Raw genomic sequence first — 15,914 nt, 5'->3', positions numbered from 1 at the left:
CGAATGTAGGTGAATTAGCGGACACGGTTGTCGGTGGACGCTCCGACAATCACGCGCCCTGTAAGGGCTTACCCTTGGCTACCCGCTCGCTACGAGCGCATCAATCCTATCCCATCGCCAACAGGGGGCTGCCGCCATGAATTTTGTTCCAAACCATGTCTCGCGCATGAAGCGCACCGCAATGGCGGTATACCGGGTGTTATCTTCCTCGGCGTTGATGGGCACCGGCCTCTTGTCGCTGCCCGCTCCCCAAGTGCAAGCCGCGCCGGCGCTTGGTTTTACCCTCAACGCATCCGATCTGCGCTTCATCCTGACCCAGATTCAGATTGCCGAAGGTCATGTGGCCGTATCGGGGTATCCTTGTTCCGCCCTGCGCGACCAGATCCCGTCACCGCTATTGCCTTATGGCCTGCGAACGGTGGACGGGCGCTGCAACAACCTGATCGAAGGTCAGGAGGAATTCGGTGCCGCAGACCGCGTCTTTCCCCGATTGGCTCCTCCGTCCTTTCGTCCAGCCGAGGAGGACACCAGCTACTCGCAGAAATTCGGCCTGGTCAAGGACTCCGTTCCGCGCCTCGTGAGTAATCTGATCGTTGACCAGACGGACACTAATCCAGCCGCCGTGGCTGCCGCGGGGGAAGGCGCGGTAGAGGATCTATTCGGAACCCTTTTCATCCCGAACCGAGCACCCGACGAAGGCCTGTCAGCGCCCTACAATTCGACCTTTACCCTTTTCGGGCAGTTTTTCGACCATGGCCTGGACCTCGTCACCAAGGGCGGCGGTACCGTTTTCATGCCACTGCGTCCGGATGATCCGCTGTACATCCCCGGCAGTCCGACCAACTTCATGGTTCTTACGCGGGCCACGAATCTCCCTGGCCCAGACAATACCCTGGGAACCGCCGATGACATTCAGGAGGCAACGAATACCACCACCCCGTTCGTCGACCAGAATCAAACCTATACTTCGCACCCGTCGCACCAGGTTTTTCTGCGCGCGTATCTGCTCGACGAGAGCAACCGGCCGATTCCCTCGGGCAAACTGCTCGACGGCCAGATTGCCGGCAATATCGCGAATTGGAGCGACGTCAAGGCGCAGGCGGCCGAACTGCTCGGCATTCAGCTGACAGACGCTGACATTTCGAATGTCCCGCTGCTGGCGACCGACCCGTACGGCCACTTCGTCCCGGGGCCCAACGGGTTTCCCCAAGTAGTGTTCCCCGGGAATGCATTGCGAGAGGGCGACCCGGCCGCACCGATTTCCGTCCTGGGTGCGGTCCGAACCGGACATGCCTTCCTCGACGACATTGCGCATAACGCCGTCCCCCGCTCGGGCTTGACGCCTGACTCGGACGAGGAGGTCAACCCTCCCGGCCCCCTGGCCGATGCCGGCACTTACGACGATGAGTTGCTGAACGCCCATTTCCTGACCGGGGACGGTCGGGGCAACGAGAACATCGGCCTGACGGCCATTCATACCGTGTTCCATGCGGAACATAACCGTTTGGCTGTCTACCTGAACGACTTGATCAACGCCCTCCCGGCAGCCCAGAAGGACCAATGGAAAGCCTCTAACGCGGCCTCAGGATGGGAGTATGGCGAACGTCTTTTTCAAGCAGCGCGCTTCGTCACCGAGATGCAATACCAGCATCTGGTGTTCGAGGAGTTTGCCCGCAAGGTTCAGCCACAGGTCAATGTGTTTGCCAGCTACCACACCGAAATCGATCCGGCGATTTCAGCTGAGTTTGCGCACACCGTGTACCGTTTCGGTCACTCCATGCTCACCGAGGTCGTGGCCCGCAACGCGGCGAGCGGCGCGGCCTTTGATATCCCGCTGCTGGACGCCTTCCTGAACCCCCTGGCCTTCAACCAGGGCCCATCAGGAACCCTGGATGCCCGACTGGCAGCCGGGAGCATCTTCCGCGGAATGACCGACCAGGTGGGCAACGAACTGGACGAGTTCGTCACCGAAGCCCTGCGCAACCGCTTGTTGGGTCTCCCGCTGGATCTGGCCACCATCAATCTGGCGCGGGGGCGCAGCGAGGGGATTCCACGTCTGCAGGCGGCGCGCGCGGCGTTCTTCAACGAGACCGGCAATGCGGCGCTGGCCCCCTACCAGAACTGGGCCGACTTCGGACTTGGGCTGCGTCACCCCGAGTCCCTGGTCAATTTCATCGCAGCCTATGGGACGCATCCGACCATCGCCGGTACCCAGGCCCAGCGCCGCGCCGCCGCGGCAGTTCTGCTCGATCCCGCGTCCTCGTTGACCCCGCCTGAGGACAGCCTGGCGTTCATCACGGGCACCGGCGACTATTGGGGAGAACACCCCACCGGATTAGGGGACGTGGACTTCTGGATCGGTGGTCTGGCAGAAGCACAGTCGCCGTTTGGCGGCCTACTGGGCTCGACTTTCAACTACGTCTTCGAGACACAACTGGAAAAACTTCAGGACGGGGATCGCTTTTACTACCTGTCCCGCACCGCCGGGCTGAACCTTCTGGTCCAACTGGAGGGCAATTCCTTCGCCGAGATTGTCATGCGCAACACGGACGCGAACGCACTGCCCGCCGACGCATTCTCGCGGGCTGACTTCCGCTTCAATGTGGAGGTTCTCGGAAGCAGTGGGGCGATAGTCGATGACCCGAACACTTCGATCAACGAGTCCACGCTGTTGACTCGAATGTCCGACGGGACCATCCGCTTCGCGGGTGCCGAGCATGTGGTCTGGAATGGTACCACTGCCACTGACTGGCTCCGGTCCGGGCTGGGTGATGACACCTTGCGGGGCAACGAAGGTGACGACCGTCTGGAAGGTGGGGCGGGTAACGACCAACTGATCGGCGGCGATGGCGACGACATTCTGACCGACAGCTTTGGCGACGACGTGCTGAAGGGGGGCGACGGGAACGACGCGCTCTTCTCAGGACCGGGTTTCGACCTCAATCAAGGCGGGCTGGGGAACGACTACATCGTCGGCGGCTCCGATCCGACCGAAACCTTTGGCGGTCCGGGAAACGACGTCATCTTTGCCGGCGACTCCAGCGATACGGTATTCGGCGACGACGGTGACGACTGGATCGAAGGCGGCGGCCAGTCGGATCTGCTACAGGGCGACAACGGGGCACCGTTCCAGGACGATCCTAACGAACCCGGGAATGACGTGATCATCGGGAACGGGGGCGATGACGACTACGATGCCGAGGGCGGCGACGACATCATGGTCACCGGCCCGGGCATCGAACGCAACGAGGGCATGCTCGGTTTCGACTGGGTCACCCACAAGAACGACCCGGCAGCAGCGAACGCGGACATGGAAATTTCGGCGCTGCTACCGCCGAATGTCGACGCCCTGCGTGATCGGTATGATCTGGTCGAAGCCGTGTCCGGCTGGCGCTTCAACGACAACCTCAGGGGCGACAGCCGCGACGCCGCAGCGATGGTCGGGAATGAACTCACCGAAGAGGGGATTGCGCGGATCGCCGGCCTGGCTGAGCTTTTGCCGGCAGGGGCGACGTCCTTTACCGGCGGGAACATCATGCTCGGCGGCGCCGGCAGTGATCGTATCGAAGGGCGCGGCGGAAACGACCTGATCGACGGCGATGCGTGGCTCAACGTCCAGCTCGCCGCAGCCTACGCACCGGACGATGTCAGAGTGTTCGATAGCATGAACCCGTTGCGTACCGATGTGCAGACCGGCGTGCTGAATCCAGGGTTTATCGAGATCCGGCGTGAGATCGTGCCCGGCACTCCCGGAACAGACATCGATACAGCCGTTTTCTCAGGTCCGCAGGAAGACTATGACATGAGCGTCTCGGCGGGGGTGGTGACCGTGATTCACGCCCGGGGGACCGGGCTGGACGGTACCGACACGTTGCGCCACATCGAACGTCTCGCCTTCTGCAACGCAATCGACGCGAACGGCGATTGCCCCCCAGGTCAGGAGGCATTCCTGGAGGTAGGATCAGTCGGCTCGAACACGCCGGCGAGCGGAACAATCAATATCAGCGACACGTCGCCCGCAGAGAATCAGGCACTGACAGCGACCCCCGCCTTCACGGATGGCCAAGGCGTCAACACCGCCTCCATCGTCCTGACTTGGGAGGCCTTTAATGGTTCGACCTGGACTGCCGTCGGAACTGGCACCAGCTTCACGCCGGGAGATGCCTTGGTGGGACAGGCAATTCGGGTCGTTGCCAACTTCACCGACAATGCCGGGCACGCGGAAACCATAACGTCCGCCCCGACCGACGCGGTCGCCAACGTGAATAGCCTGCCAGTTGGCATTCCGACGCTGGATGCAGCCGGAACCGAGCCGCAAACGCAGACTCCGGTCACCGCGAACATCGATGCAATTACCGATGAAGACGGTCTGACTGGAGCGAGCTTCGCTTTCCGCTGGCAACAGAGTTCCGGCGGGCTTTTCACCGACATCCCAGGTGCAACCGGCCTGACGTTCATTCCGGGACCAGCGGAGGTGGGCAAGCGCGTCCGGATCGCCGTTTCGTTCATTGACGACCGCGGCACACTGGAAACCGTTTTCTCGGCACTCTCGGGTATCGTCGGGAATGTGATGACCGGCACTGCCGCAGCGGATTTCCTCAGCGGCACGGGAGGTAGGGATAAAATCTCACCACTCGCCGGCAATGACACGGTCAACGCCAATGGCGGCGATGATCTGATTCTGATCGGTCTCAACAGCGGGTACGATGCTGTTAACGGCGGGCCTGGTACGGATCGGATTGAAGCACTCGCATCGAATACTTTCATTGGGTTGAGCTCGCTCACCGGGGTCGAACAGATCAGCGGGAACGGCTTCTCTAATGTCATCATTCGCGGCACCGGCGACGCCAATATCCTGAACTTCTCTAACGTGACCCTGACCAGCATCGCCCGCATCAACGGCGGCGCTGGCGATGACACACTCACGGGATCCGCTCAGGCGGACGTCATTGACGGAGGTGCCGGCGCCGATAACCTGACCGGAGGTGTGGGTGATGACATACTCGTTGGTGGCGCGGGCCCAGATACCATGAATGGCGGCGATGGACTCGACACGTTCCGCTTTGCCTCTGGTTTCGGTTCCGACGTGATCAACGGCTTCGACGCAAACCCCGCAGGTGGACAGGACCTGTTGGACATCAGACAACTCGGCGTCTCTGCGGGGACTTTCGCCAGCCGAGTCGTCATCACTGGGGTGGGGGCTGACACCGTGGTCACGATCAGCAGCGGTGGAACGATCAGGTTGGTCGCAAGACCCGCTGCCAATATCGGTGCCAGTGACTTCATCGTGAATCCCTGATCCGACTCTCGGGAACAGGACAGAATCGAGAGTCGTGGGTCGGGCGATGCCTTGCAGCATCGCCCGACCATTTCGGCTTCTGCGGCCTGGGCCGCTACCCGGCGGGATGTCGATGGGGTCAGGAATTCCGCATCAGCGCCTGAAACAGGGTGTGTCCCGCCGCCGACGACGTATCCTGTTCCGGTGGCAGTGCCGGAGACCGACTTGCGGCCTCATAGTCCGCGAGCAGATCGTCAAAGGTCGTGGGCTGGTTTACGTTAAGCTCGATAGCATAATCGAGGAACTTGACGATGCCGGTACCGAGCAGCCGCATGACCTTTCCCATCAACTGCGGGTGCTGCTGCGCCTGGTGCATGTAGAGCCTGTCAGGATTCATGCGTTTGAACACCTTCACGTCCTGTATAAAGTGCAACACAAAGACCATTTCCGCCAGGATCGCGTCTGAATCGTTGGCGATAGCCCACTCCATGAACCCGTAAAACACCGGGTAGGCAGCCACATACTCCATGATGACCGTCTCCATTTCCTCGGGAGACCGGTAGCGCGGGCTTGCCGCCGCTTCCCTCATGGCCCGCAACTGCTCCAGGTTGGCGCGTCGTATCATCGACATCGTAATGGCCGGCTGCGCCAGCGCTGCAAAGTTCGCCAGATACAGATTCCGCAACTCCGATCGAAAGATGAAGCTTTTGATGAACATCAATTGTCTGGCACGCTTTTCCTGTTCCTTGCGGGCGACATAACCCTCAACCAGGATGGCCCCTACGATTAGTTCCAAGGGGATCATCGCGAGATTGGACAGGAGGTCCCACTGCGTGCGGTGATAGAAATAGAGAAGTACCCCGCTGAGGGCCAGCAGGGAAACAATCAATGCGGCGCGGCGCGAAAGCAGGACTGTTCCTGCTTTGCTTCTTCTTCGACTGCTCATGTTATCGAATCGGTGCGAGAGATCGGCTAGCAGTCGCGAGTCGATGCCAGAAGCCTGACGCGCGGGTCATGGGCCATTAATCTTACCTGGAAACCGGCGTCATCCGAGCCGCGCGGAGTCCCTGGTGGGATATTGTTTCTCTGTCAGACAAGGCATTCGCGCACTAACCGGAGGCAAAATGCTAAGGCGCATGCTTTCGATCAGGTGGAAGTAGGTGTTAGAGCCAGGTGGCGCGCCGGACGGCCCGCCACTCAGCGAACGGCGGCGTTTCAACGCGCCCTAAAACAGGTCCGTGTACCGCCGATGGTGGTGCAGGCAGTCGTGCCGTCATTGATATATTCAAAGCCACTCGGAATAGCCTTCAGGCCTCCCGTTCCCTCGACACAGGGGGGTAGCGTCCACGTCTTTTTCGAAGACGAATCCGCTGCTGGGTTAGCGCTTTCAGGATTGGTGTCCGGATTATTCCGATAAGGGTTGCACTTCACCCAGTCCGCATTGCAACCGCAAAGTTTAGGGTCACCCTTGGGATCATTGGGGTCAATCAGATACGCCAGTTGGGGCGGCCCACCCGAATTGCAAGAAATCGTTAATCCTCTGCCGTTCGTCTGTTTCTGCGTCGCGAAGAGATCTTCACAGTTGGGTAGTTCCGTGCTGAGGGCGGTCCGCGTAAGCCCTAAGGTAAGGAACATGACCAACAAAGCGATTCCGACGCCATGAAATTTCATATTGCTACTCTCTGGTGTTGTGAAACGAAAGACTGGAGGCCCAGCACGAACCGGTTTCCGGCAGGGCAATGAGGCCATCTTCGTAGCAAGGATCTGCCACCTCTCCATGGGCCAAGCGAAATGGGCGTGCAACCATCAAAAGTTGATTACCAGGCGTCCCAGGAACGTCCGCTCCGGGAAGTACGGACCCGTCACCGGTTCGGTACGGAATTCCCGAAAGCTGTCGTCCTGATACTGGAACTTCGTGTCCATCAGATTCTGGACGGCAAAACTGATGAGCCCATAGCGCTTCGGAAAACGATAACCGATGCTGGCGTCGACGAGGAAAAAATTGTCGTTGCCACTGGCATCCACCGAGCTAGCTGAACGCTGTACGGTCTGGTCGACAAAGCTGCCGGTTGCGCCGACGAACATGCCTTGCGGACTGTAGTAGGTGAGGCCGATCGGCGCGCTCATGGTGCTGACATGCGTCGGAAGGTTGTCAAACTCGGTGGCGATGCCCTGTGCCGCATTGTAATCGTCGTAGACAAACTCCAACTTCGCGATCAGCTGATCGGTGATGGTCCAGAAGAGATAGAGATCGTGGAACTGCTCCCGACGGCCTTCAGAGAGGACAGACTGTGAGTTGTTCTGATCCAGAAAGATCTGGGGTTCCTGAATCCTGCGCCATGTCGCTTCTCCGCCCAGATAGAAATCGGGCGTGATGCGCCAGTTGAAACCCGTGCCATAGCGCCAGGATTGCGTGCCGTTGATGTCGTCAAACAACTGATTGAAACCGGCGATCTGCGTTGGCTCGATGGTCCTATTGTTGACCAGTACCGGCTTCATGGTCTTGAAGGCCGCAGCTCGGAGCAGCAGGTCAGGGGTGGTCTGCCACTGTACGCCCAGCTTCGGGTTGATGCTGGTTTCCTTGATCGGCCCCTGTTCGAAGTCGTCATAACTGAAGCCGGTGGTCCAAGTCACCTTTTGCGGTGTCTTCGCGTTGAGGTAGACGTACCCGTGCGGAAACTGAACCGGATATCGTTGCGAGAAACTGTCGCTGAAGAGTGGCGTCCCGCTGGGATCCGTAAAAGTGGCATCGACGTCGGTGTTGTAGGACGCGCTCGCGTAGGACGCTCCCGCCACCAGATTGAGCCAATCGAATTCATGGATGTACTGGGCTTCGTATTGATTGCCGGGCTGCCTGTTTACCGCCTTGAGGTTCAACGACAAGAAGGGATCTAGCGGTTGATTTGGTTGCCGGTCCGTAAAATCGAGTGTGCTGTAGATCCACGACAGCAGAAAGTGCGAGTGCGTCGTCGGAGAGTAGCGCAGGCCGAGACGCGCCATGTCCTGATCGCGCGTGATGCGTTGGTTTGCCAGATAATTGCCGGGGTTGAAGTTGAAGGCCAGGTCACCCTCGGTGGAGTTCCGCCGCCGCAACTCCCCCTGGACGTTGAGTTCGTTCGTTATCGCCGCCTGCGCGAAAAAATCGTAGATCGTCTGGTTGATGCCGTTGTTGGGTCGGAAACCGTCGCTGTTATAGGTGTAAGCGCCGGCACTGAGTGACAGTCGATCATAGACCGCCGCGACGACCCCTTCGCCGCCATAGGTATTGTTGTTGCCCGCGACGCCGCTGGCATACAGCTTGGCCTGATTCCGTTCGAACAGTGGCGTGAACTCATTGAAGCCGGGATTCGAGGGGCCGGTGATCGTCAGGATGTTGAGGTTGGTCTCCGCGATGCTCGGCTGGATCGGATAGATGTTGATGTCCTGCAGCAACTGGGCCTGCAGCAGCTCGCTGACACGCGCAATCTCGCGGCGACGGATCCCGAGGTAGGAGTCGGACAGAAACCGATGCGCTGAGGCGTCCGCCGGGCTCAGCATCAGTGACTTGGTCGCTTCCCGGATGCCCCACTGCAACACACCCAGGTCCTTGTAGACCCTGGACAGCGTTGTTCCGCGTGCCGCGCGGTCCTGATCGAGCAGCTGCCGACTCCGGTACACAGCGCGACTGTCGTTCTTGTCGATCGAGGCCTGAATGTCCTTCAGGGCCTCGATGGGACGGTTCACGGTCTGCTTCTGAATACCGTCATACAGATAGGCGGTGGGATCGGATGGATCGAGTTCCTTGGCGATTCTGAATTGCTGCTCATCGAGCGGATGGCGCTTTTCCTCGAAATAGGCTTTACCCAGATAGGCGCGGAGGAGGGCATTGGAGGAGCCAAGCGCCACGGCCGCCTCGAGCTCGCTGCGGCCTTCGGGCACGTCGCCGCGATAAATGCGTGTCAAACCGAGTCCGAAATGGCCCATTGGGTCGGCGGAATCGAGGCGAACCGCACGCTCGAACGCCTGAAGGGCCTCCCGGTCGCGGAACTCGGCCAACGCAGCGAAGCCGAGCACCATCTGTGTCCGTGAGAGATTCGGCGCCAGTGCCTCCGCCTTGCGCGCGGCTTCCGTGGCCTCGCTGCGGTTCTCCAGCATCAGCTGCAGTTCGGCCAAACGCGCCCAGGCATTGGCGTCGTTAGGATGTTCCCTTACGGCAGCGAGCAGAGTGTCGCGGGCCGCCGGAATCTCGAACGCCGACTGCTGCACATACGAGAGCGCAATCTTGGCAGCGGCGCTTCGACTCAAGGCGACGGCCTTGCGCGCGTCCTGCAGCGCCGATTCGCGTTGGTTCTGCACGACGGCGATCACGGAGCGCAGCGCATACGCCAGGCCGGACTTCGGGTCGCGCCGCAATGCCGCATCGATGGCACCGCGTGCTTCGTCGACGCGCCCAATTTGCAATAGCAGAGCCGCGTGAGTCGCGTCGAACCGGGGAGTCCGTTCGGACGGTGCGACGGATGCTGCCAGTTGCAAAGCGCCGACGGTGTCGCCGCGTGCCGCACTTGCGATGATCCGTTTCAGGGCATCGGATTCCGCGGGGGGATGCGCTTCACCCGACCCCTCGGCGAACGAAAAGATCGGGGGGTAGTAGAGCGTCCACTGCACGGCATCCTGCGGCTTGACCAAAGTGTACGCACGCGGCGCCGCGCCCCGCGCCGCCACCGCCGACTGGCCTGGCGTGAGCGCCAGCTTGCCATGACTGTTGACCGCCGAAACCTTTCCCTCGAAGACCGTGACCTCGGTTTGTTCGCCGTCGACCCGCATCGCGAACTCGGTACCCTCGATCATACCGTTCACATACGGGGTGTTGACCGCCATGTGCCGTGGCGAGCGACTGAACGATTTCAGTGCCCCGGCGACCAGTTGCAGCAGGGACCGCTCCTCCTTTTTTGCAGTGATGTCCAGTAGGCGTATGGTAGTGGACTGATCGAGGCGCAACACCGCGTCATTGATGAGCTGCACGGCCGCCCGGCTCGACTCCCCAACCCGGACCGAATCGCCTTCGCATAGGCGCTCGTCGAGTCTACCGACCTGCCATGAACTCTCGTCGGCATGAGCGATTTCGACGCTACCCTCAACGGACGCCAGACGACCAACGGGTGCACACGTTTCGTCAGCCCGGCTTTCGAGGCTTGTCAACAAGACCGCGGCCAGAGACGGCCACAAGAACGTTCGCATCGTCGCTACACCTCTTTGTTCCTGATCCCGAGGTTCCCTATCAGGCCAAGCAAGGCTCCTCGGCCGTGGGCCTTCCATCACCGGCGGCGACGGCCAACGCAGGGTGCTTATCACGTTGCGTTTTGTAAGCAGGTTCCATTCCAGTCGACACAGACACGCCGCTTCGGGAGATACCCTAAGTCGTTGCGGGAGAACGAGTAACCCAGGGCGGTCACGGACGCGCGATTATGAGGCGCCATCAGTCGATGCCGCACAGTTTCAGGGCACGGGCAAACGGTCATGGCAGCGCCTTGCGCCCCCCCAGATGGCTTAAGCCTTGCTAGTCAATAACGAATGGACCGGCTTCCTGGCGTGTCCGCGCAGCCCCAATGGAGCTACAGACCTCGCATGACCAGCCATATGAGCATCGATTTGCGGAAACGCTTCCGGGAATTGTGGGGCCGCAGCTTGCTGGCCGGGGCTACCAACCAGGGTGACTCGCGTTTCGATACGCTGCTTCGCCACTATGGTGCACGAGAACGGCGCTACCATGGCTGGGGGCACCTGACTCACTGTCTTTCCGAATTCGATGGATGCTCCGGCTTGATGGACTGCCCGGACGCCGTCGAGATGGCGTTATGGTTGCACGATGCAATCTATGTCCCCGGCGCAGCAACCAACGAACAGGACAGTGCCGCGCTGTTTCAGACCATGGCGCACAACCAGCATGACCCGGACCACATTCGAACCGTGTGTCATTACATCCTGCTGACGCGCCATCGGGATGAGCCGAATGATGCGGACGGATGTTACGTGGTTGACATCGACCTATCGCAGTTGGCCTCGGAATGGAGCGAGTATGTGCAGGACAGCGACAACATCAGGCGAGAAGCGGCACATATTCCGGACGATACGTTTTTTCCGGCCCAACTCGGCTTCCTCCGAGGACTGCTGGGGCGCGAGCGGATCTTTCGAACGGAATGGTTCCACGCCCGCTACGAGCATGCAGCACGCGAGAATGTCAGCAACTTCATTGCGCGCTTGCAGGCTGCCGGTTACGAGTGAAAGCGCGGTCTCGGTCGACGAGAAACCCTTATCGGGTTGTGCAGGCGGTTGTTTCATTCAGCAAGCGCGACGAACCCGCTGCACCGGACTGACTGCCTGGCTTTTCCGGCCGCTGCAATGCGGCCGGAAAAGCAGATGGCGCCGAGGGCAGCAGAGCATTCATCGCGCAGGCCCTCGATAGAGCGCTACTGACAGCCAGCGACAGCCTTGTTACTGTCGACGCATTTGCAGGTCCGACTGCCGCCGATGGTAGAGCAAAGGAAGGGATCCTCGACCGCCTCCACCTGGACCGGAACCCGAGGCAGCTTGACGGCGCCGGACGGGCAGGCGTCCGGATCGTCGGGGTAAGACGCGTTTGGGTTACAGGCCGTCAGCGTTGCGTTGCACGTACACGCCGTGACGTTCCAGTTCGGAGCATCCGGATCAAAGCTGTAGATCACACGCTTGCTGCCGTCTGTCGGACAGGCTATGCCGGTTTCGTCCAATTGGTCGCTGATTTCCGAACACTCGGGCAGGGCTTGCGTGCCCCCCGGGTTTGCCGGCATCGCCAAGCCGTAGCAGAAGCTGACTTGCGCGACCAAGCCCGGCGCCTCTTCCAGAGTGTCCTGCACCGTACCCGCGGGCGAAAAGTGAAACACCCTCGCTCCAGCGCTCGCAGTCGTCTGCGATTGCGAGGATTTGTAACCCGAGGGCTTTACAGCTTTGGCCTTGAGAATCACAAAGTTCACGGGCGTCTGCGGGCTCCCGACCACGTTCCATTGGCTGATTCCTGTCCCGGCCGCATCGATCGTGTAGGTGATGGTCGGGCCGCCCACGGCGGAAATGGTTTTCGTCCCTCCAGCGGCTGGTGGCACGTTATCGGAAAGTTGCAAAACGGAATTCAGCGCGAGCGCGTTGCAGCTTGGATTCCCTTCGAGGTCCAGCACCGTCACAGCTTCCGTTGCGCCTAACCGGAATGAAGCAAGGAACAGAGCTGATCCAAATAGGATCATTGATTTAACAGTTCGATACATGTTTGTTCTCCAACATGAATAACGAGTAGGCCCTCACTCACGACGCCGTAGATTCCCATCCTGTCCGAGAGCCACGTGTCGCCAATAGCCGCATCCTTTCTCCCCCGTGGCCTGCCTCCGTTCAGGCCAAAAATAGTGTCGGTAGCATCGAGACGGTGCGCGTCACTGGCCGAGGGCGCAATCACGCATACCTGGCGTGTCAGGGCGCGCGAGAAACCTGCCCCGGCTTGTCACGGTGGAAACAAACGCTACCGTGGATTGCCGAGGGCGATCTCCGGACAGGCCGCGAGCTGTCAGTTCAAGGCGTGCGAACGGAAGGCGCTGGTGGAGTCGCTGCGTGCCGATCGACGGCCGCTTCTGACAGCGGCGGTGCGAAGGCTCCGAGTTGCTTCAGCGGGAATGATGGAAAAAGGCGGTGTCGCACTGGCAAGAAGCGCGGGCGCCGGTGCGTGTTTTTGACTCTGGCGGGGTGAACTCATGATGGATGGCTCTTTAAAGTTGTTGCTGAGCGTCCCCCCCCGGTACTCTCGAACAGACCCTGCAAGCGCGACCTGCCCGTAGCGTTGGGTCTCCGGTCGGCGTTACACATCTGCGGTCTTCCTCAATGAGGCTCTCCCTGTGCCAACAGGGTGTACCGCTACACGTGTACCATACCACGCATGACGGAAAACCCGGCCAATTACGTCTCTGTTGCGCCGTTCGCTCGACAAGCGGACCGTGACAGCCCTCTTTTTGCACGCAAACGGTGCTTGACACGACACGCGCGCCCAAAAAAGGCGCGTCGTACGCTGATCGCACATGTTATCTACGGGTGCAGCATTGGGGTCATTACGCGCCAATCGCGGAAATCCGTTTGAGTGTCGTAAACTCCGGGCAGGGAAAAATCCTGATGATTCCGACTTGGCCACGGGGCGCAACGTATTACCGGCACTGGATTTGCTGACTACTCCAACGCCGCGTCGACAGGCGAGAAATCGCCATTAGCCGTTCCCCGGCGCAACGATAGGTTCTTGACTTCCCGATAAAGAATGCATTTCAACAAGCGCTCACCAACCAACATCCCACTGGCTAGGGCATGCGCCGCTGGGTAAAGGGCCTGCTCGCTGGCTTAGCCACCGCGTCGGTCGGCACCGTATTGGGTATCAGCCCCTTGGGACACGGCGTCGAGCAGGATTTTGGCTTGGCATGGCTCTTCAAGCTTCGCGGAGCCATCGACCCACCCCCGGAAGTCGCCGTCATCGCGATTGACGATCAGACCGGGGTTCACCTCGGACTCTCGCGGCTACCGCGCGAGTGGCCCCGGTCCGTGCATGCCCGTTTGGTCGACCGTCTGACGGCGCTGGGCGCCTCATCCATCGTCTTCGACTTCGACTTTCAGACGGAGAAAACCGCCGAGGAGGATTCGGCCTTTGCTCAAGCAATCGAACGATCGAACCGGGTCGTCCTGGCGGCGAAGCTCGTCGGCAAGCGCCAGATGATCCTGGACGCGAGCGGCAAACCCTCCGGCTCGGTGTGGCTGGAGCAACTCGTGCCGCCGGTCGCGCCGCTGGCCAACGCCGCGAAGGGCCTGGGGCCGTTTCCCCTGCCAAAGGTGCAAGTAGCGGTTTACGATTTCTGGGCCTTCAAGCCCAGTGTGGGCGACGCGGCGACGATGCCGGCAGTTGCCTTGCAAGTCCACGCCCTCAGGACACAGCCGAATTTCTGGGCATTTCTGCAGGCATCAGGGCTTGGCGGCGAGGGCACCGTCACGGTGCCCCGCGGAGGAGACCTGCGCGGAGTCGAGCTCCGCAAGCTGATGGCGCACACCCGGCACCTGTTCCAGAAGGCCCCTCATCTGGCACCTGCGCTGAGACAGTTTCTGGAGCAGGATCCCGCCCGCATCCCGGATCCGGGCCAGCGGCAGACCGCCAAGTCGCTGATCAGCCTCTATGCCGGTGATGATCATCGCTACCTGAACTTCTACGGTCCGCCAGGCACCATCGCAACCATACCCTACCATGTCGTCATGAACAGCGAAGACCTCGGAAGCGGACACCCGCCCCCCGATGTCAATGGGAAGGTCGTCTTCGTCGGTTACTCGGATCTCTACGACCCCGGACAGCCGGATCGGTTCTACACGGTGTTTACCAACGACGACGGCGTTGACCTGAGCGGTGTCGAGATCGCCGCGACCGCTTTCGGCAATCTGCTGCATGAACAGGGGCTGCAACCCTCCAGTCCGTTCACCATTGCCGCGGTACTGGCTATCGTGGGCGGTCTGCTCGGCAGCATGGTCTATCTGCTTCCAGCGATAGCCGGCGTTCCTCTCGCACTCCTGCTCGGCGGCGGTTACGCATTCGGCGTCTATCAGGCCTTCGTTCAGACTCATGGCTGGCTGCCGCTGGCCATCCCGATGTTGGTGCAGTTACCGCTGGCCCTTTTCATTGGTTTGGTGAGCCAATACCTGCTGGAGCGGCACAAAAAGAACAAGGCCACGGAGGCCATCAGCTTTTATCTTCCGGAAGGGGTAGCGAGGGACTTCACGGACAAGGTCCTGGATCCCTCCGCGATCAACCGTGTGGCCTACAGCTGCTGCTTCGCGTCGGACATGGCGGGATTCACGACGATTTCCGAACAGTTGCGGCCGAAGGAGCTCGCCGTCTTCCTGAACGACTATTTCGACACCCTGTCGCAACCGCTCCGCGAGAACGGCGTGGATGTCGTCGAGTTCCGTGCAGACGGAATCATGTGTGCCTGGACGTCGGATGAAGAAACGGTCGCGGTCCGGCACCAAGCCATTCTCGGCGCACTGGACGCGGTAAAGGCGATGGCGACCTTCAAGGAGCGTTACTCACTGTTGACGCAGTCTTTGCGCATCGGCCTCGAAGTCGGCATGGCCTACGTGGGGCATGCCGGTGGGGGAGGCCATTTCGTCTACAGCATCGTCGGCGATTGTGCCAACACGGCCGCCCGCGTGGAGGGCTTGAACAAGCAGATGGGCACGCAGATCCTCGCCACGCAGGCGGCGGTGGAAGGGGTGAACGATCTGCTATTGCGGCATGTCGGCGACTTCTGCTTCGTGGGCAAGACCACGCCGCTTCCGGTCGTCGAGGTCATCGCCTTACGTTCGACGGCTGAAGAGAGGCAGCTGACCCTCTGCGCGGATTTCGAGCAGGCGATGCAGACCTTGGCCTCGGGAGACTGGCGGGAAGCCGAGCACGCCTTTTCGGCCCTGCAGGACAGGTTTCCGGATGACGGGCCGACCAAGTTCCATCTGGCGCGGTGTCGGCGCTTCCTCATGGCTGCCGAATTACCCGCAAAGCCGCTGGTCGTCGCACTGGACGCAAAATAGCCCGGATTTCTCCCTGCACGCGAGCGATGGC

General features: G+C 60.6%; 6 protein-coding genes. 3 read left to right on the top strand and 3 right to left on the bottom strand.

From position 1 onward, the window contains the following. The first annotated feature begins 136 nt into the window (after positions 1-136). Positions 137-5,299 carry a peroxidase family protein gene (locus BWR02_RS21245; protein ID WP_139557002.1) on the top strand — a complete coding sequence of 1,721 codons (5,163 nt, stop codon included), beginning with the start codon at positions 137-139 and terminating at the stop codon, positions 5,297-5,299. 118 nt (positions 5,300-5,417) lie between these two features. On the opposite strand, the gene BWR02_RS06830 is transcribed toward BWR02_RS21245, so the two are convergent. Continuing rightward, entirely contained in the window at positions 5,418-6,224 is an 807-nt protein-coding gene (locus BWR02_RS06830; protein WP_139557001.1) for a hypothetical protein, read from the bottom strand. A gap of 860 nt (positions 6,225-7,084) precedes the next feature. Continuing rightward, positions 7,085-10,495: a tetratricopeptide repeat protein gene (locus BWR02_RS06820; protein WP_162560053.1), complete on the bottom strand. Its 3,411-nt coding sequence runs from the start codon at positions 10,493-10,495 to the stop codon at positions 7,085-7,087. Positions 10,496-10,882: 387 nt separating this feature from the next. Here BWR02_RS06820 and BWR02_RS06815 point away from each other — a divergent pair, with 387 nt between their 5' ends. Continuing rightward, positions 10,883-11,539 carry an HD domain-containing protein gene (locus BWR02_RS06815; RefSeq protein ID WP_139556998.1) on the top strand — a complete coding sequence of 219 codons (657 nt, stop codon included), beginning with the start codon at positions 10,883-10,885 and terminating at the stop codon, positions 11,537-11,539. A gap of 185 nt (positions 11,540-11,724) precedes the next feature. Here BWR02_RS06815 and BWR02_RS06810 read toward each other — a convergent pair whose 3' ends face one another. After that, positions 11,725-12,465: a hypothetical protein gene (locus BWR02_RS06810; protein WP_162560052.1), complete on the bottom strand. Its 741-nt coding sequence runs from the start codon at positions 12,463-12,465 to the stop codon at positions 11,725-11,727. A gap of 1,162 nt (positions 12,466-13,627) precedes the next feature. Here BWR02_RS06810 and BWR02_RS06805 point away from each other — a divergent pair. Continuing rightward, the gene (locus BWR02_RS06805) at positions 13,628-15,883 is read left to right on the top strand and encodes a CHASE2 domain-containing protein (protein ID WP_139556996.1); all 2,256 of its coding nucleotides are present in this window, start codon (positions 13,628-13,630) and stop codon (positions 15,881-15,883) included. Positions 15,884-15,914: the final 31 nt, after the last annotated feature.

This window comes from Methylotetracoccus oryzae (genome assembly GCF_006175985.1).
GTDB classification, from domain to species: Bacteria; Pseudomonadota; Gammaproteobacteria; order Methylococcales; family Methylococcaceae; genus Methylotetracoccus; species Methylotetracoccus oryzae.
This window is presented reverse-complemented; position numbering and strand designations above follow the sequence as displayed.

Coding starts and splice junctions, on each gene's coding strand:
- BWR02_RS21245 (WP_139557002.1), top strand. CDS start 137: ATGAATTTTGTTCCAAACCATGTCTCGCGCATGAAGCGCACCGCAATG.
- BWR02_RS06815 (WP_139556998.1), top strand. CDS start 10,883: ATGACCAGCCATATGAGCATCGATTTGCGGAAACGCTTCCGGGAATTG.
- BWR02_RS06830 (WP_139557001.1), bottom strand. CDS start 6,224: ATGAGCAGTCGAAGAAGAAGCAAAGCAGGAACAGTCCTGCTTTCGCGC.
- BWR02_RS06805 (WP_139556996.1), top strand. CDS start 13,628: ATGCGCCGCTGGGTAAAGGGCCTGCTCGCTGGCTTAGCCACCGCGTCG.
- BWR02_RS06820 (WP_162560053.1), bottom strand. CDS start 10,495: ATGCGAACGTTCTTGTGGCCGTCTCTGGCCGCGGTCTTGTTGACAAGC.